Source organism: Amphritea sp. (assembly GCF_050300915.1).
Lineage (GTDB): Bacteria > Pseudomonadota > Gammaproteobacteria > Pseudomonadales > Balneatricaceae > Amphritea.
The window spans coordinates 26,817-45,423 of record NZ_JBNKYN010000018.1 but is presented as its reverse complement, the minus strand read 5'-3'; the positions used below and the strand labels follow the sequence as shown (position 1 = coordinate 45,423).

The 18,607-nt window shown below is 50.8% G+C and carries 14 protein-coding genes; 8 read left to right on the top strand and 6 right to left on the bottom strand.

Annotation, left to right across the window (positions count from 1 at the left end; genetic code table 11):
• Positions 1-3 precede the first annotated feature (3 nt).
• The 4 genes from ACQY8X_RS07060 (at position 4) to ACQY8X_RS07045 (ending at position 7,147) form a co-directional block, all read left to right on the top strand.
• Positions 4-798 (top strand): class II glutamine amidotransferase, encoded by a 795-nt coding sequence (locus ACQY8X_RS07060; protein ID WP_428034442.1) that lies wholly within the window; start codon positions 4-6, stop codon positions 796-798.
• 33 nt (positions 799-831) lie between these two features.
• On the top strand, positions 832-4,755 hold the full coding sequence (gene hrpA, locus ACQY8X_RS07055; RefSeq protein ID WP_428034441.1) for an ATP-dependent RNA helicase HrpA: 3,924 nt from the start codon (positions 832-834) through the stop codon (positions 4,753-4,755).
• A gap of 452 nt (positions 4,756-5,207) precedes the next feature.
• Complete coding sequence (locus ACQY8X_RS07050) at positions 5,208-6,251, top strand: porin (RefSeq protein WP_428034440.1); 1,044 nt, start codon at positions 5,208-5,210, stop codon at positions 6,249-6,251.
• Positions 6,252-6,448: 197 nt separating this feature from the next.
• Positions 6,449-7,147: an MlaA family lipoprotein gene (locus tag ACQY8X_RS07045; RefSeq protein WP_428034439.1), complete on the top strand. Its 699-nt coding sequence runs from the start codon at positions 6,449-6,451 to the stop codon at positions 7,145-7,147.
• 227 nt (positions 7,148-7,374) lie between these two features.
• On the opposite strand, the gene ACQY8X_RS07040 is transcribed toward ACQY8X_RS07045, so the two are convergent.
• The 5 genes from ACQY8X_RS07040 to ACQY8X_RS07020 are packed head-to-tail and all read right to left on the bottom strand — an operon-like array spanning position 7,375 to position 13,469.
• On the bottom strand, positions 7,375-7,596 hold the full coding sequence (locus ACQY8X_RS07040) for a formate dehydrogenase subunit delta (protein WP_428034438.1): 222 nt from the start codon (positions 7,594-7,596) through the stop codon (positions 7,375-7,377).
• A gap of 3 nt (positions 7,597-7,599) precedes the next feature.
• The gene (gene fdhD, locus ACQY8X_RS07035; RefSeq protein WP_428034437.1) at positions 7,600-8,433 is read right to left on the bottom strand and encodes a formate dehydrogenase accessory sulfurtransferase FdhD; all 834 of its coding nucleotides are present in this window, start codon (positions 8,431-8,433) and stop codon (positions 7,600-7,602) included.
• Between the two features lie 49 nt (positions 8,434-8,482).
• Complete coding sequence (fdhF, locus tag ACQY8X_RS07030; RefSeq protein WP_428034436.1) at positions 8,483-11,380, bottom strand: formate dehydrogenase subunit alpha; 2,898 nt, start codon at positions 11,378-11,380, stop codon at positions 8,483-8,485.
• A gap of 2 nt (positions 11,381-11,382) precedes the next feature.
• Positions 11,383-12,978 (bottom strand): formate dehydrogenase beta subunit, encoded by a 1,596-nt coding sequence (locus ACQY8X_RS07025; RefSeq protein ID WP_428034435.1) that lies wholly within the window; start codon positions 12,976-12,978, stop codon positions 11,383-11,385.
• A complete protein-coding gene (locus ACQY8X_RS07020; protein WP_428034434.1) occupies positions 12,978-13,469 on the bottom strand; it encodes a formate dehydrogenase subunit gamma in 492 nt (163 codons plus the stop codon). Before ACQY8X_RS07020 ends, ACQY8X_RS07025 begins: the two co-directional genes overlap by 1 nt.
• 137 nt (positions 13,470-13,606) lie before the next feature.
• Here ACQY8X_RS07020 and ACQY8X_RS07015 point away from each other — a divergent pair, with 137 nt between their 5' ends.
• On the top strand, positions 13,607-14,680 hold the full coding sequence (locus tag ACQY8X_RS07015; protein WP_428034433.1) for a substrate-binding domain-containing protein: 1,074 nt from the start codon (positions 13,607-13,609) through the stop codon (positions 14,678-14,680).
• A 455-nt stretch (positions 14,681-15,135) separates the two neighbouring features.
• Here the strand turns inward: ACQY8X_RS07015 and ACQY8X_RS07010 are convergent, their stop codons facing one another.
• A complete protein-coding gene (locus ACQY8X_RS07010) occupies positions 15,136-15,726 on the bottom strand; it encodes an NAD(P)H-dependent oxidoreductase (RefSeq protein ID WP_428034432.1) in 591 nt (196 codons plus the stop codon).
• 100 nt (positions 15,727-15,826) lie between these two features.
• On the opposite strand from ACQY8X_RS07010, the gene ACQY8X_RS07005 reads away from it, so the two are divergent.
• The 3 genes from ACQY8X_RS07005 (at position 15,827) to ACQY8X_RS06995 (ending at position 18,461) form a co-directional block, all read left to right on the top strand.
• Entirely contained in the window at positions 15,827-16,399 is a 573-nt protein-coding gene (locus ACQY8X_RS07005; RefSeq protein WP_428034431.1) for a TetR/AcrR family transcriptional regulator, read from the top strand.
• 383 nt (positions 16,400-16,782) lie between these two features.
• Complete coding sequence (locus ACQY8X_RS07000) at positions 16,783-17,532, top strand: electron transfer flavoprotein subunit beta/FixA family protein (RefSeq protein WP_428034430.1); 750 nt, start codon at positions 16,783-16,785, stop codon at positions 17,530-17,532.
• Positions 17,532-18,461 carry an electron transfer flavoprotein subunit alpha/FixB family protein gene (locus ACQY8X_RS06995; RefSeq protein ID WP_428034429.1) on the top strand — a complete coding sequence of 310 codons (930 nt, stop codon included), beginning with the start codon at positions 17,532-17,534 and terminating at the stop codon, positions 18,459-18,461. The genes ACQY8X_RS07000 and ACQY8X_RS06995 overlap by 1 nt, the downstream gene beginning before the upstream one ends.
• The last annotated feature ends 146 nt before the right edge of the window (positions 18,462-18,607 follow it).

Here is an 18,607-nt window from a genome sequence, read left to right as displayed (position 1 = left end):
GCCATGTGTGAGCTGCTTGGCATGAGCGCCAATGTTCCGACCGATATCTGTTTCAGCTTTAGCGGACTGATGCAGCGTGGCGGTGAGACCGGGCCTCATAAAGATGGTTGGGGAATTGCCTTCTATGTGGGCAAGGGTTTGCAGATTTTTCATGATCCTGCCCCTAGTTGCCAATCGGAAATAGCCCGGCTGATAAAAAACCACCCGATTAAAAGTAAAACGGTTATCAGTCATATACGTCAGGCGAACGTTGGTAGTATCTGTCTGGAAAACACCCATCCGTTTACCCGGGAGCTCTGGGGGTATTGCTGGACTTTTGCCCATAATGGCCAGTTGGACCCCCGACTGTTTGATCTGCCGCTAAATTACTATCGCCCAATCGGCACCACTGACAGCGAATATGCCTTCTGTTGGATGCTTGGGCAGGTGAGGGAACGGTTCCCCCAGCGGCCTGATAACTTCTCCGAGGTGATTGAACTGATCCACTGTTGCTGTGATCAGCTACGGGAGTTGGGTGTGTTCAATATGTTAATCACCGAATCAGAATATCTGTTAGCATACTGCTCTACCAAGTTATCTTGGATTACCCGGCGGGCACCGTTTGGTCGGGCCAGACTTACCGATGAAGAGCTGACGGTTGATTTTTGCAAGCAGACTACACCCAACGATATAGTAACGGTGATCACCACTGAGCCGCTGACTAAAAATGAACATTGGCGTAAGCTGCAGACCGGTGAGCTGATTGTGTTTCGTGAAGGTGTGCAACAGCCCCTCAGCCGGTGCTTTGGCCACGCCTGATTTAAACTATCTTTTAAAACTGAAAACTCCACTTTGACTGCCACTATTAAGCAACTCTATGGCCGGCTGGATAACTGTCTGATTGCCGACCGGTTTTCCATACGGAAAAAAATCCAGCTATTGCAACGACGCCTGAAAGAGCGCAAACCCTCAGATCGGTTACAGGATGAGGTAGAGTCGCTTCTGCTGCGTTCTGAAGAGCGGGTAGCCAGACGGCTGTATAGTCAGCCTATAAGCTATCCGGATCTGCCGGTCAGTGCCCGTCGGGAGGAGATTGCCAAAGCGATCTGTGAACATCAGGTGGTGGTGATTGCTGGTGAAACCGGCTCGGGTAAAACCACTCAGATACCGAAGATATGTCTGGAGCTGGGACTGGGACGGGTCGGTCTGATTGGTCATACTCAACCCCGCAGGCTCGCTGCCAGAACGGTTGCTAACCGCATAGCCGAAGAGTTGCAAACCTCGCTGGGCAATACCGTCGGCTACCAGGTGCGATTCACCGAGCAGGTTGCGGATAATACCATGGTCAAACTGATGACTGATGGAATTCTGCTGGCTGAAACCCAGAACGATCTGTATCTGAACCGCTACGAAGTGCTGATTATTGATGAGGCCCACGAGCGCAGCCTGAATATAGACTTCCTGCTGGGCTATCTGCACCGGATTCTGCCAAAGCGTCCGGATCTGAAAGTGATTATCACCTCTGCGACCATCGACCTGGAACGCTTTTCACAACACTTCAATAATGCGCCGGTAATCGAAGTATCCGGACGGACTTTTCCGGTTGAACTGCACTATCGTCCGTTAGAGGAGATGGATGACGACAGCGAAAAGAGCATCCCTGAAGGCATTGTCTGTGCCGCCGAAGAGCTTATTCGGCTGGAGCGCAAGAAAGGGATTACCGGAACTGGTGATATTCTGGTGTTTCTCAGTGGTGAGCGCGAGATTAGAGAGGCCGCAGAGTATCTGCGAAAAGCATCACAGCTGGGACGTCTGAAACATATCGAAGTGATGCCGCTGTATGCCCGTCTCAGTGTTGCTGAGCAAAATAAAATTTTCGCCTCTGTGCGTGGCGCGGGGCGTCGAATAGTTCTATCTACCAACGTGGCGGAAACCTCGCTTACGGTTCCGGGGATACGCTACGTTATCGATCCGGGTCTGGCGCGAATTAGCCGTTACAGCTACCGTTCTAAGGTGCAGCGTCTGCCAGTCGAACCGATATCTCAGGCCAGCGCTAATCAGCGTAAAGGGCGCTGCGGACGGGTGGCTGAGGGTATCTGTATCCGTCTCTATTCCGAAGAGGACTTTAACGCTCGCCCTGAGTTTACCGATGCCGAGATTCGTCGCACGAATCTGGCGGCTGTTATCTTGCAGATGCTTAATTTGCGGCTTGGCGCGATTGACCAGTTTCCGTTTATCGATCCGCCAGACTCCCGTTTCATCAGCGATGGTTTTAATCTGTTGCAGGAGTTGGGAGCAGTTGATGATAAGCGCAACCTGACAAAACTGGGGCGGCAGCTGAGCCGCTTACCCGTTGATCCCAAGATTGGCCGGATGCTGCTGGCTGCGGCAGAAAATAACTGCCTTAAAGAGATGATTATTATTGCCAGCGCTCTGAGTGTTCAGGACCCTCGTGAACGGCCGATGGATAAACAGCAAGCGGCGGATCAGAAACATCGCGAATATGCCGATGAAGAGTCAGACTTTGTTACGCTGGTTAATCTTTGGAATCTCTATGAAGAGCAGCGGCAGGAGCTGACCCAGAATCAGTTACGTAAATACTGTCAGAAACAGTTTCTTTCCTATCTACGCATGCGCGAGTGGCGTGATGTGCATCGCCAGCTGCATCTTATCTGCCGCAATCTGGAGTATAAAGAAAACGTCCAACCGGCAAGTTATGACTCACTGCATAAGTCTCTGCTGGCCGGTTTGCTCGGTAATATGGGCATTAAACAGGAAAATAAAGAATATCTGGGTGCCCGTAATCGTCGCTTTAGTATCTTTCCTGGATCTATGCTGTATAAGAAAGCCCCTAAATGGATCATGGCGGCAGAGCTGGTCGAAACCAGTCGGTTGTATGCGCGCATGATCGCTCGCATCGACCCCCTCTGGGCCGAGTCGATGGCCGGGCATCTGGTAAAACGCAGTTATCTCGAACCTCACTGGGAAAAGAAAAAGGCGCAGGTGGTAGCGCAGGAGCAGGTAACCCTCTACGGCTTGATTATTGTGCCGGGGCGAACGGTGCATTACGGCCGGATTGACCCCAAAGTCAGTCAGCAGATTTTTATTCGCAGCGCCCTTGTGGAAGGGCAGTTTTCCACCCCGGGTAAATTTTTCAGTCACAACCGTAACCTGCTGGATTCCATTGAAGATCTGGAAGCGAAGACCCGGCGGCGCGACCTGCTGGTAGATGAAGATACCCTGGCTGAGTTTTATGCTTCCAGGCTGGAGCAGCATAATGGTGGTGCCGTTGTTAACGGCGCAGGCTTTGAACAGTGGCGTAAAGAGGTCGAGCTGCAGAATCCACAGGCACTGTTTATGCAGGAGGAGGACCTGCTGCAGCGTTCGGCCGATCATGTCACCCGGAGCAGTTATCCCGAGCAGCTAGGGCTCAATGGTGCAAAGCTTAAACTTAGTTATCACTTCGAACCGGGCGCGAAAGATGATGGTGTTACGCTCGAAACTCCGTTGGTGCTACTGAACCAGATACCGGAAGAACGTCTGGAATGGCTTGTTCCGGGGATGCTCCGAGAGAAATGTATCGCCCTGCTAAAAGGGTTACCTAAAGCACTACGCAAAAATTTCGTGCCGATTCCTGATTATGTGGATGCCTTTGTTGAAGCAGCGGTGTTTGCTCAGGGGTCATTGAATGAAGCGCTGGCACTGCACCTGAAACGGATGACTGGTGTGCTCATCAGCCGTGAAGATCTGGATGCGGTTGATATTGATGAGCACTATCGGGTGAATATCCGCCTGATGGCTGAAAAGGGTAAAGTTGTTGCCGAGGGGCGTGAGCTTGCTGCCTTGCAGCAGGGGTTTGGAAAACAGGCTCGGCAGGAATTAACCAAAGGACCATCTGCAAGCTGGGGGCGAAAAGGGATAACCCGTTGGGACTTTGGCGACCTGCCTGAGCAGATTAAGCTGAAACAAGCCGGAGGCCTTGAGCTCGAAGTTTATCCGGGATTGCAGGATTGTGGTGACAGCGTAGAGCTGAAAGTATTTGAAGACCGGGCGATGGCAGCCAGACAGAACCGTCTGGGGCTGGCACGCCTGTTTATGTTGCAACTGAATGAGCAGGTACGCTTTGTGAAAAACCGGCTGCCGGGATTTCAGCAAACGGCTATGCTACTGGCTAAAGTCCAAAATCGTAATCAGCTGCATGAGCAATGCTTGTTCAGTGCAGCGGTGACAACCTTCCTGAGTGAAGATGAAACGATTCGATCAGAAAAAGTATTCACTGATCGGTTAAACCGTTATCGCAGTGAGTACTGTCAGCAGGCAGAGCAGCGGGCGCTGTTGCTGGAGGATATTGCTAAGCAGTATCACGGCATACAGAAACAGCTTTCAGGTTCGGTTAATCTTCAGGCCGTTACCATCCTCAACGATATCCGTCAGCAGTTGGAAGCATTGGTCTATAAAGATTTTATGCTTGAGGTGCCTGGTCTGCAGCTACAGGAGTACCCGAGATATCTTAAAGGCATCGAGTTGCGGCTGGAAAAATATCAGCGAGAGCTGCCTCGTCAGCGACTGCTGAGTGAACAGTTGCAACAGTTAGTGCGACAATACAGGGACCAGCTGGAGCTGGATAATAAGCATAATCGTTACAGTGATGCATTGAATGAATATCGCTGGATGCTGGAAGAGTATCGCATATCGTTGTTTGCTCAGCAGTTGGGAACGCGAACGACGGTTTCCGAGAAGCGCCTGAAACAGCTATGGCAGCAGATAGAACGATAGATTTTCTGAGTGGTTTATGGGGTTGTAGCCCGTAATCTGCATATGGTTTTTGATCTGAGTCAGTTATTGCGAACAGAACCAGGAGAGAAAGGCCTTAACTACTTAAAAAACCAGAACAAATGGTTGCGAACACCGGATAGCTATGCTGTAATGCGTCAAATTTATTTAAAAGCGGCTATGAAACTTCGGTTTTAAACAGTTTATAGCCTATAATGAGCAGGTTGAGTCGGTTAAAACAAATGTTAGTAGCCGGATCGCCGAAAAATAGTTAGGGCTGTTTTGTTAGTCAGTCCTGTATAGATATAATCTTTCAGAAATTATTTCTTTCACAGCATTGAAATATTTCTGAATTATAGTATTTTCTTGTTAGCTGAGCGTAGTTGATGACGCAAGGCAGTAAGAAATAATAAAGTTTAACTACTAGTACGTTAAATATTGAAGGGGAAATGTTAATGAAAAAGTCAATTATCGCTCTGGCTGTTGCTGGTGCTCTGACTGCTCCAATGGTTGCTCAAGCAGATGCTACTCTGTACGGCAAGTTCGAAATGCGTCTTGTTAACCCTGAAAATGGCGACATGGAAATTCAGTCTGATGACTTCCGTGTTGGTGTTAAAGGTGATTCTGATATCGCTGGTGGTTCTAAGGCTCTGTTCAATCTGGAACTGGAAGTAGATCCAGATCTGCGTGGTCAAAATACTGCTGCAAATGACACTGGTAACACCAATGCTGTAGTTCGTAAGGCATACGTTGGTGCAACTGGCGACTGGGGTACTACTCTGGTAGGTCGTATCGCTAACCCAGCTGAGCAGATTATCGGTTTTACTGGCAATAACTCTGAAGCAACTACTGTTTCTGACCAAAACCCTGATCACCTGGGTTCTGCACTGGCTTATGTAACTCCTAACATGGGTGGTTTCACAGGTTATGCAGCTGTTGTAATGGATGGTCAAACACCTGCTTCTCTGGGTACTTCCGGTACTGAAGACGGTGACAACATCGATGGTAAACTGATCGGCGGTAGCTTCTCTGCTGCAGGTCTGACAGTTGCTGCTAGCTACTGGACTTTCGAAGATAAGTACATTCAGGATCTTATCGGTGTTCAGGAAAAACTGTCTGAATACTCTCTGGGTGCTCAGTACTCTATCGACATGACTACTGTTGGCGTAATGTACCTGAAGAAAGAGCTGGACAATTCAGGTCTGGAATACAAAGTATACGGTATCCGTGCTGATCAGAAAATTGGTGATCTGACTCTGGGTGCTAACTACCACAATGGCGACCTGGACGGTGCTGGTGAAGTAGATCAGTGGGGTCTGTTTGCTACATATGCACTGGGCGCTCAAGCTGCTCTGGACTTCGAACTGGTTAATGTTGACTACGACAATGACCTGACTAACACTCTGTCTGTTCCAGCAAATGCTGCAGTGGAAAAAGTGTTCACTGGCCTGCCATCTGACGGTCAGACTGTTTCTCTAGGTTACACTGTTAAGTTCTAATCTTTCTTAAGATTAGATTTCAGAAAAGGGTCCTTCGGGGCCCTTTTTGTTTGTCTGTGTTTTATTTCTGCTCAGATAGTATCCTTTATTCCTGGTTGATTTTATTCTCTGCTTTTTCGCATTATTTCTGATTCGCAATCTGTTTTGTTGTGGTGCACAATACGGTTTATAGATATACAGTTTTCAGGGTCCTGAATATGCACGTTTTTAGACACTTATTTGTTTCCACTTTACTTCTGCTCACTCCAATGTTTGCTTTTGCTGAAGAGCCGGTTAATGTTGATCCGTGGGAGGGGTTTAACCGCGCTATGTTCAGCTTTAATGACACCCTTGATCGATATGCGCTAAAGCCTGCTGCACAGGGTTATAAAGCGATCACTCCTGATATTGTTGAAACCGGGGTGAGCAATTTTTTCGGTAATCTCTCAGATATTGGCAGTATGCTAAATAATCTGCTGCAGTTGAAAGGTAATGCAGCGGGTCAGGATCTTGGACGGGTATTATTTAATTCTACTGTGGGCTTAGGTGGCATTATTGATATTGCAACGCCAATGGGGTTGCCACAGCATAATGAAGATTTTGGTCAGACGCTGGGGTATTGGGGCGTTGATACTGGTCCTTATTTAGTCCTGCCGCTGTTAGGTCCGTCCAATATTCGTGACGGTATCGGTCGTATACCTGATTCAATGGTTGATCCGGTAGGTGAGGTTGATTCGATTCGTACCCGTAATCAGCTTTATGGATTGCGTATTATTGACACCCGGGCCAGTTTGTTGGCCGCAGAAGAGCTTTTGACAGGTGATCGTTATACAGCAATGCGTGATGCCTATCTGCAGCGTCGGGAGTTTCTGGTGAATGATGGTAAGGCTGCCGCCTTCGATCAGGATCAGTTCTGATAAATATTTTTCGTTAATAGCGAAAAGTATCGTGGCAAACACCTAGAGGGCATGCTAATGCCGCTCCTACACTTGTCAGGTGCGCGTAGGTAATCAATGTATTAAAGGAGCCATCAGGCTCCTTTTGCTTTTTCTAACAACTAGCAAGTCGCGAAGCGACGTTCTAGCAACAGCTTCTCTCCGCAAAGCGACGTTCTAGCAACTGCCTCTCTCCGCGAAGCGACGTTCTAGCGGCCCATCATCCCGATAGCTTTCCTGGCGATGGGGCTGAGCTCGTCTCCTCCCTGGTTTAAATACTCAGAAATCTGCTCCTTCATAGAACGCGCCCAGAATTTAGTCAGATGATTTGCGACCATCTCTGCTTCTGCTGTTTCATCGCCGATATGGGTGTTGTTGGCGGCGATCTGGTTGGCCATTCTGATCAGGCTGGTGAGCTGGTGGTTTCCCATTGGTTAATCCTCGTTATCCTTGGTTGGGGATAGTCCTGATTGATTGTATATAACATGTCTGCCTGGTCGGGCAAAGCCGATAAGGTTGAGCCCTGCCTGTTTTGCCAGATTCAGCGCAAGGTGGGTGGGGGCTGATACAGCGACCAGTGTGCTGATGCCGCTACTGGCCGCTTTATGCACCATTTCGTAGCTGGCACGGCTGGAGACCAGAACGAATCCTCCGGCCAGGTTAATCTGTAAGCGTTGCAAGGCACCCAGTAGTTTATCCAGTGCGTTATGACGTCCTACATCTTCTTTTAATAGCAGAATATTACCGCTGCGGTCACACCAGGCGGCGCCGTGACAAGCCCCGGTGATTGACTGCAGCGGTTGGTTTTCAGTTAGCTGACGAATCGCATTCTCAATGGCCTCAGGCGGGGCGGAAGGCCTGGGTGCAACGGCCCGAACAGGACGGATAGCCTGTTGCAGGGACTCAGCGCCACAGAGACCACAACCGGTTCGCCCCGTTAGGTTGCGGCGGCGTTGTTTCAATTGCATGGAACGCTGGGTGGTGATCGATATCTGTATTTCGATACCCGCTGCAAGACTCTCCGTATCCGCCATCATCAGGTCTATGCCGTAGATCTCTTGCGGTTTCTGGATAATCCCCTCGCTCAGGCTGAATCCCAGGGCGAAGTCTTCCAGATCACAAGGACTGGCCATCATCACCGCATGGGATATACCGTTATAGACCATGGCGACCGGTATCTCTTCGGCGATGCTGTCCAGCGCATCCAGGGTCTGTCCCTTATGCCAGCGGCTGACCACTGACTGGTGATAGCAGTTATCTGCGCTCATTGCATCCTCAGCACAGGACTCTATCTTTATCGGTTTTTTGCAGGCCATTCTACTCACCGGTGACCTTGGGTTTACCGCTGCCCGCTTCCTGGCGGGCTGTATTCAGATGTATCATCTGTTGCTGATGGAACTCATGATAGCGTTGCTGCCAGTCCGATGGCTCTGTTACTTTAACGGCCTGCACGGCGGTCACCTTATACTCAGGGCAGTTGGTAGCCCAGTCAGAGTTGTCGGTGGTTACCACGTTGGCCCCGCTGTGGGGATGGTGGAAGGTGGTGTAGACCACTCCCGGTTGCATCCGGTCAGAAATCTTCGCCAGCATCACCGTTTCACCGGCACGGCTGGTGATACCTACCCAGTCTCCATCCTTAATGCCCCGGTCTTCGGCATCCTGTGGATGCAGTTCAAGCAGATCATCATCATGCCACACCTGATTGTCTGTACGGCGGGTCTGAGCGCCGACATTGTATTGTGACAGGGTGCGGCCAGTGGTTAACAGCAATGGATATTTGCGGGTAGAGCGTTCTTCCGTAGCAACATACTCGGTGATGGCGAAGTGGCCTTTACCGATAGGGAAACTTTGCAGGTGCATGATTGGTGTACCCTCGGGTGCTGCTTCGTTACAGGGCCACTGGATACTGCCGAGTTGTTCTAGGCGCTGGTAGCTGACGTTAGTAAACGTTGGTGTCAGTTGCGCGATCTCATCCATGATCTCCGATGGATGGTTATAGTTCATCGGATATCCCAGCGCGTTGGACAGTGCCTGGGTTACTTCCCAGTCCTGTTTTCCGGCCAGCGGTGGCATCACCTTGCGTACCCGGTTGATGCGGCGTTCGGCATTGGTGAAGGTGCCATCTTTTTCGAGGAAGGATGAACCCGGCAGGAAAACGTGGGCAAACTTAGCGGTCTCATTGAGGAAGATGTCCTGTACTACCAGACATTCCAGAGAGCGCATAGCTGCGTGGACATGGTTGGTGTTGGGGTCTGACTGGGCGATATCTTCACCCTGGCAATACATCCCTTTATAGGTGCCATCAAGAGCAGCATCGAACATATTGGGAATACGCAGACCTGGTTCATTATCCAGTTTGACGCCCCAGGCAGACTCAAAACGTGCTCGAACAATGTCGTCAGACACATGCTGATAACCGGGCAGCTCATGGGGGAAGGAACCCATATCGCAAGAACCCTGAACGTTATTCTGCCCCCTCAGCGGGTTAACTCCGACACCCTCGCGGCCGATATTGCCGGTGGCGAGTGCCAGGTTGGCGATACCCATGACCATGCTGGAGCCCTGGCTATGTTCGGTCACGCCAAGTCCATAGTAGATCGCTGCATTTTTTGCAGTAGCATAGATACGCGCAGCGCTGCGCAGTTCTGCAGCAGGAATTCCGGTAATTGATTCGGTGTTTTCGGGTGAATGGCGTTCCTCGCTGATAAAACTGCGCCATGCCAGGAATGCTTCGGTTTCACAACGTTCTGCAATGAAGGCTTTATCTTCCAGGCCTTCACTGATAATGACGTGAGCCATTGCATTAACAAAGGCTACGTTGCTGCCCGGTCGCAGGCTCAGGTGATGATGGGTTTCGACATGGGGTGTTTTCACCAGGTCGATACGGCGCGGGTCGGCGACAATCAGTTTGGCGCCCTGGCGCAGACGCTTTTTCAACAGCGAGCCAAATACCGGGTGAGCATCGGTCGGATTAGCGCCGATCACCATAATGGCATCTGCGTGCATCACTGAATCAAAAGTCTGGGTGCCAGCGGACTCGCCGAGTGTGGTTTTCAGGCCATAACCGGTGGGGGAGTGACATACCCGGGCACAGGTATCGGTATTATTGTTACCAAAGGCGGCGCGGATCAGCTTCTGTACCAGATAAGTTTCTTCGTTGGTACAGCGGGATGAGGTGATACCACCGATACTATCGCGGCCATATTTTTCCTGAATGCCGCGAAGTTTAGTGGCGGCGAAGTTTAGCGCTTCATCCCAGCTGACCTCCTGCCAGGGCTGGTCGATCGAGTCACGAATCATCGGTTTGGTAATACGGTCTTCATGGGTCGCGTAACCGAAGGCGAAACGGCCTTTGACGCAGGAGTGTCCATGATTGGCCTGACCGCCTTTATAGGGCATCATCCGAATCACTTCAGAACCTTTCATCTCTGCTTTGAACTGGCAGCCAACGCCGCAATAGGCGCAGGTGGTGACGATGCTGTGTTCCGGCTGGCCAGCTTGAATAACTGATTTTTCCATCAGTGTTGAGGTGGGGCAGGCCTGAACACAGGCGCCACAAGAGACGCACTCGGAATCGAGAAATGTCTCACTCTGCCCGGGGGAGACCTTTGAGTCAAAACCGCGGCCATCGATGGTCAGGGCAAAGGTTCCCTGAACTTCACTGCAGGCGCGCACGCAGCGGGAACAGACGATACATTTACTCGGATCAAAACTGAAATAGGGGTTGGAGTGGTCTTTCTCAGCCTGTAAGTGATTATCGCCCGAGAAACCGTAACGCACTTCACGCAGGCCCACTTCACCGGCAACATCCTGTAGTTCACAGTTGCCGTTGGCTGGGCAGGTAAGGCAGTCCAGCGGGTGGTCGGAGATATACAGCTCCATAATATTGCGGCGCAGTTTACCCAGGCGCTTATTCTGGGTAGTGACCTTCATGCCTGTTTCGGCAGGAGTGGTACAGGAAGCCGGAGTTCCACGACGACCTTCGATCTCCACTGCACAGATGCGGCAAGAACCAAAGGCTTCGAGGTTATCAGAGGCACAGAGTTTCGGAATATTGATATCCGCCAGTGCTGCAGCCCGCATCACTGAGGTACCTTCGGGCACGGTGATGGAGACTCCATCGATCTCCAGCGTAACCAGATTTTCAGAAACGGAGGCCGGAGTGCCAAAATCTTTGTCATATTCTTGCTGTTTAGGATCGAAGTACTGGAGCATGATCAGGCACCTCCTTTGGCGTTTAAAGCGGGTTGATTGAAGTCTTCAGGAAAGTGTTTTACGGCACTTTGAACGGGGAACGGCGTCATGCCGCCCATGGCACAGAGTGAACCATCCATCATGGTTTCACACAGGTCGTTTAACAGTTCCATATTGGCAGCCCGGTTCTCGTTGTTACGGATGCGGTCGATCACCTCAACCCCGCGGGTGGAGCCGATGCGGCAGGGGGTGCATTTGCCGCATGATTCAGCCACACAGAACTCCATGGAGAAGCGTGCCTGCTCTGACATGTCCACACTGTCATCAAATACCACAATACCGCCATGTCCCAGACCGGCACCGATCGCCTGAAAGGATTCATAATCCATTGGCGTATCCCACTGGCTTTCCGGCAGATAAGCACACAGCGGGCCTCCGACCTGAACCGCCCGCATTGGACGTCCACTGAAGGTGCCGCCGCCATACTCTTCCAGCAGCTCCCGCAGGGTGACACCAAAGGCCAGCTCGATCAGCCCGCCACGTTTTATGTTGCCTGCCAACTGGAATGGCAGGGTGCCTAGCGAGCGCCCCATACCGTAATCAGCATAGGCCTGACCGCCGTTGGCGAGAATGTAGGGGATGGCTGCCAGCGATAGCACGTTATTGACAATCGTTGGCTGACCGAACAGGCCGACAATCGCAGGCAAAGGTGGCTTTGCCCGTACCATGCCGCGTTTGCCTTCGAGGCTTTCCAGCAGCGCGGTTTCTTCACCGCAGATATAGGCTTTTGCGCCGAGGCGGACTTCAAGGTTGAAGCACTTACCGCTGCCGAGAATGTTCTTGCCGAGGAAGCCCGACGCTTCAGCTTTTGATATCGCTTCATTAAGAATCTGGTGGGCCACCGGATATTCAGAACGCAGATAGATATAGCCCTGATCAGCGCCCACGGCTAGGCCTGCGATGGTCATGCCCTCGATCAGCATATAGGGGTCGGCTTCCATCACCATCCGGTCGGCAAAGGTACCTGAATCACCCTCGTCGGCGTTACAGACGATATATTTCTGATCCAATTTTCCGTTACGAGCTTGGCCAGGATTCGCATCGAGCACCGTCTGCCATTTGATGCCGGTGGGAAAAGCTGCACCGCCACGACCCCGCAGGCCGGAGGCTTTTACCTCATCGACAATCGACTGGCCGTCCATCAGCAGCGCTTTTTTCAGGCCATTAAAACCATCCAGTTGTTGATAATCCTCCAGTGACACCGGGTCGGTAATACCGGCGCGGGCAAAGGTCAGACGTTGCTGCTTTTTAAGGTAGGGGATCTCTTCGGTTAGCCCCAGGCACAGTGGGTGCGATCTTTCTCCGCGGAGAAACTGCTGATCAAACAGACTATCGACATGTTTCGTTTCAACCGGGCCGAAGGCGATGCGGCCCGCTGTTGTTTCCACCTCAATAAGTGGTTCCAACCAAAACAGCCCACGGGAGCCGTTACGGATAATCTCAATCGCTTCGCCACGATGTGCTGCTTCTGCTGCGATTTCTGATGCCAGCCGGTCAGCGCCCATCGCCAGTGCGGTGGTATCGCGGGGGATAAAGATTTTTGTCACTGCTACAGTCATCAGTGAACCTCCAGTGTTTGCGAACGCAGCTCATCGATCAGTTGATCGAATTTCTCCGGTGTAACCCGACCAACAATCTCATCATTGATCCTGATCGAGGGGGAACAGGCGCAGTTGCCCAGACAGTAAACCTCCTCAAGGGTGATGTTCTGATCGCGGGTGGTACTGTGATAGTCCACTCCCAGCGTCGCTTTAGCGTGGGCTTCCAGCTGACGCGCCCCCATCGCCTGACAGGCCTCGGCGCGGCACACTTCAACTCTGTGCTTGCCTGGTGCAGTGGTGCGGAACTGATGATAAAAACTGATAACACCATGAATATCGGCGCGGGATTGATTCAGCGATTCAGCGATCAGTGGTACTGATTCCGGGGGGATGTAGCCCAGACGGTTCTGAATCTCATGAAGAATTGGTAGCAAAGCGCCGGGTTTATGTTTCAGACCGGCAATGACGTCGGTCACTACCGGTAACAACTGCTGGTTAACTGCGGTCATTTTCTTATTCTCTTAAACATATGCAGCTTAGTACATATGTTGCTGAATTTGTGACGGTATAAGCTGATTTATGTGCTTTATTGTAATGATTAAAGTAGCATTAGTTGATCATCTACAAAATATGAAATCTTGTGCATATGAAGCGTATTCAGGTTGTTCCAAACTGGTCTTTCCGTGATTCAGGCGGTAACCAATTGAATCCGCAGCTGTTTTCACTGTTGGCTGCGATACATGAGACCGGCAAGCTCACCGCTGCCACGTCGCAAATAGGCATATCTTATCGTCATGGTTGGAATTTGCTGAATACCTGGGCGGCATTCTTTGGTTTGCCGTTGGTGGATATGCAGAAGGGTAAAGGGGCAACGTTGTCGGCACTGGGAGAGAAGTTACTCTGGGCTGAACAGCGGGTTCTGGCTCGTCTGGAGCCCCAGCTAGAGAGTCTGGCATCGGAACTGAATCTGGAGATTCATCGTGCTCTCGAAGGGGTTAGCCCACTACTGCGATTGCATGCTAGTTATGGGTATGCGGTGGCTTTGCTACCAGAGTTTTCTGACGCTATTCAACTCGATCTGCAGTATAAGAGTGCTGAAGAGGCACTGGCCTCTCTGAACCGCGGTGTGTGTGATGTGGCAGGTTTTCATGTGCCGGTTAATGGGCGGGAAGGGGGGATGAGTGATGTGCTTTATCAAACTTACAGCCGTCACCTCAAACCCCGGGTGCACAAGATTATTAAATTTATTACCCGACAGCAGGGGCTGATGGTTAAGCCTGGAAATCCGCAACAGATAGCCGGTCTTCAGGATCTGCTGCGCAAAGAGGTGAAATTTATCAATCGTCAGAAAGATTCCGGCACCCGCGCACTTCTGGATGAACTCCTTCGCCGGGAAGGTATCAACAGCAAACGGATAAACGGTTTTGCTGATGAGGAGTTTACTCACTCAGCTGTTGCTGCCTTTGTTGCCGCGGGTATGGCTGATGTTGGCATGGGCGTTAAAGCGGCAGCCAGTCAGTTTGGACTCGATTTTATACCGTTATCTTCAGAGAATTACCTGTTGGTCTGTCATAGCAAAACTCTTAAACAGGAAGCGATGCTGCGGTTGTTGGCTAGTATTCGCGCTGAGGGGTTTCAGCAGGCGGTGATGAAGCTACCCGGGTATTCACCGGATGAGTGTGGGGTGGTGGTGCCGGTGGACTCTATTTTTACTGGATAGATAGTAGCTTGGACTGGATGGGCGGTGGTCTGGTAAACGTTGCCAGATCGCTGCTGCGCCGCTAGCCAGATCGTGGCTCGCCACTTGTTATCATCTGCGTTGCGGTTTTTTGCAGGAGTCCTTTCCGGGGGTAATTTTTCTCTCCTGAACAGATTCACGCGCTGTTCTTAGCGTTGCGATAAGAGACAATCCGGCGACCATTAATTCAGCAATCATAGCGCTGACCAATGTCTGAGCAGGAACACTTCTGAATGGTGCGTTTTGTGGGTGCCATGCCTGTGGCGATTATCCTTGTTTTCCTCGGTGTTCTCTGTGGTAAATACCATTAGCAGCTTTCTTTCCTAATAAAAGATGCGTGATGTTTTAAGTGTAGCGATTAGACAGCGTTCCGATACCCAGAACGATCAGGCTGGTGACGGGTGGCATAGCCACCCATAACCAATACTTCTGGACTGTTAAGAGGCGCTGGCCCCTATCTTCCTTACCTGCTTCAACCAGCGCTCTACTGCAGCGGGTTTCGCATGGCTGGCCCCACTGAACTGCATGATCCGGGTTGGTTTGAACCCGATAAAGCCAAATATCTGTTTACGCAACTGATGGTGCAAGGCGTTTTTATAAATTATCCGCATGAACAGGTTGGGTGTATCTGATGTGATGATTACCCGTGCGGTGCGGCCTGCCAGCATTGGGCTGGGTATGCCGAACTTTGTTACTTGCGTATCAAACACACGTCCCGGCAGAAAAGCACGGTCAAACAAGCCCTTTAGTTTTGCCGGTAAGCCACCCCACCACAGGGGCGTCGACATCACCAGATGTTCACACCACTCCAGATCGTTCAGCACTTTTTCTAACACGGGTTCAAGTGGCTTATAGGTTGTGTAGCCCGCGAAACCATAGTTACTGTCAAATTCCATATCGTGCAGGTGCGCCATGCGAACTTCATGGCCGGCTTCACGGGCTGCATCTGCGTAGGATTCGAGCAGGGCTTTTGAGAGAGATTTTTGAGCCGGATGGCCATTGAGTATGTAGATGCGTTTGTTATTCATGGGTAAGTTCCTTAAATTGACCATGGTCATTATTAATGTAAAAGTGACCACGGTCAATATATTTATTGCCAACAATTGCTTTTACGGGCATCATGCGCTCATGACAAAAACCGTACAGAAACGCACACTTGCCACTCGCGCACGGCTTCTTGAGGCGGCCAGTGCCGTTATTACCGAAAGCGGCTATGAAGCGCTGCGTGTCGAAGAAGTGGTAAAGAGGGCGGGTGTTGCTAAAGGCACTTTTTTTGCCCACTTTGCTGATAAAGATGCTCTGATGGATCGCCTGATTGGCGAAGGGATCAACCGTTGTTTAGATGATCTGGAACAGTGTAAAGCGCCCGAAGATGTCGAAGAACTGGTGGCGTCACTCATGCCTTTGCTGGAGTTCATGACCTGTGAAAGATATGTCTTTGATGTGATTCTGCGTTACTCGGGGGCTGCCGCCATCGAACAGATCGGGGATATTGCCATGACCTTTGAGCGTCATGGCCGGGTGGTATCAGCATGGCTTACAGATGGTCCCTTTCGCCGGGATGTCAGCACGCAACTATTAGCAGAAGGGATACAGGCTTTTGCGGTTCAGGCGATGGCGCTTAAGTTTTGCGCACTACATGCCAGCGAAAGCATGGAAGGCCGTTTGCTCAGCTATCTCAGGGCATGGCTTATTGTTTAAAGCAGTAGCCAGGCGTGGTTTATTCTCTTTCTGGAAAAACATCGGTATGTACTTTTTTGGTAAACAGGCTTCCGTGGCGATTTCTCTGTGTCCTTTATGGTAAAAAACAACGCATAGCCATTATCCTGTCTTAAGTGGGTGTTTGCTCTGTTTTGATGTTGCGATCATGGCTGCAGTCTCATTAATATCAGACGTACTGGGACAATAACACCGGCTATCAACTCCCCTTATTGGGTTGTTGCGTATTTGCGGAGGCGTTGTAGAATTTTCTGGGTTGTTGCGTATTAGCAGAGGAATTGTAAAATAGGTGAATTCCCTTATTTTTGTCAGTAGGAATTCAGTTCACTCAATTTTTATAATAGATAAAGCAAGGCGGTAGACAGATGAAAGTGCTGGTAACTGTCAAACGTGTTATTGACTACAACGTAAAAGTACGGGTGAAGTCAGATAACAGTGACGTTGATCTGAGTAATGTAAAAATGGCGATGAATCCGTTCTGTGAAATCGCTGTTGAAGAAGCTGTTCGCCTTAAAGAGGCTGGAATAGCGACAGAGGTTGTGGTGGTGTCGTTGGGGCCTCAGTCCGCCCAGGAACAGATTCGTACCGCTTTAGCGCTAGGCGCTGACCGGGGGATTCTGGTGCAGTCTGATGAAAATCTTGAATCACTGACCGTCGCTAAACTGCTGGCTAAAGTGGTTGAGGAGGAACAGCCCGGGTTGGTGATTATGGGTAAACAGGCCATTGATACGGATAACAACCAGACCGGTCAGATGTTAGCTGCCCTGACCAATATGCCTCAGGGGACGTTTGCCTCCGAAGTTAAGGTGTCCGGTGATAAAGTTCAGGTGACCCGTGAAGTCGATGGTGGTCTGCAAACGGTTGAGCTGAATATGCCTGCCATTGTGACCACCGATCTGCGTCTCAATGAGCCGCGTTACGCCTCTCTGCCGAACATCATGAAAGCCAAGCGCAAACCTCTGGAGACTAAAACCCCTGAAGATCTGGGAGTTGCAGTGAAAGCACATACTCAGCTGTTGAAGGTTGAACCACCGGCGCAGCGCCAGGCGGGTATTAAAGTGGCCTCCGTTGAGGAACTGGTGGATAAACTGAAAAATGAAGCGAAGGTGATCTGATGGCTACTCTGATTATTGCTGAACATGATAACCACAGCCTAAAAGGTGCGACGCTCAACGCCGTGACCGCCGCAGCTCAGATCGGCGGCGACATCGATATTCTGGTTGCCGGTGCTGGATGTCAGGCGGTTGCAGATGCTGCGTCAGCTGTTGCTGGTGTGAGTAAAGTGTTATTGGCCGATAATGCGGCTTATGCACATCAGTTGGCAGAAAATGTCAGCCTTTTGGTGGCCGAGCTGGGGCGTGAATACAGTCATGTTATTGCGCCAGCAACAACGGCTGGGAAAAACCTGATGCCACGGGTAGCGGCGCTGCTGGATGTGGCTCAGCTGTCTGATGTTATCCGTGTCGAGAGTGAAGACACCTTTGCCCGTCCAATCTATGCTGGTAATGCGATTGCTACCGTTAAGTCTCTGGATGCCATCAAAGTGATTACGGTTCGCAGTACCGGTTTTGATGCGGCAGCGGCTGAAGGTGGCAGTGCTGCTATTGAGCTGGTAGGTGCGGTTCATAATGCGGGTATCTCCAGCTTTATCGGTGAAGCGATGGCGAAGAGTGACCGTCCTGAGCTGACGGCGGCCAGTGTGATTGTGTCGGGTGGGCGAGGCATGGGCAATGGTGAAAACTTTGCTCTGCTGGAGTCTTTGGCGGATAAACTGGGAGCGGCAGTTGGCGCATCCAGGGCCGCGGTTGACGCCGGCTTTGTTCCCAATGATATGCAGGTCGGGCAGACCGGTAAAATTGTTGCCCCAGATCTGTATATTGCTGTCGGCATCTCTGGGGCTATTCAACATCTGGCCGGTATGAAAGACTCTAAAGTGATTGTTGCTATCAACAAAGATGAGGAAGCGCCGATCTTTTCTGTCGCGGATTACGGTCTGGTGGCTGATCTGTTTACCGCAGTGCCTGAGCTGGACGCTAAGCTTTAAGTCGTTTTATGTGAGCGGTCTTTTCATTTTAAATTGGGACCGCTGTTTAAACCGTAAAAAAGCCCGCTTTTTTCAGTTAAAGCGGGCTTTTTTTATAGTTGTTCAGCCCGCTTTGTCTGTATTAGGACGCTAAAATCGGGTATCTT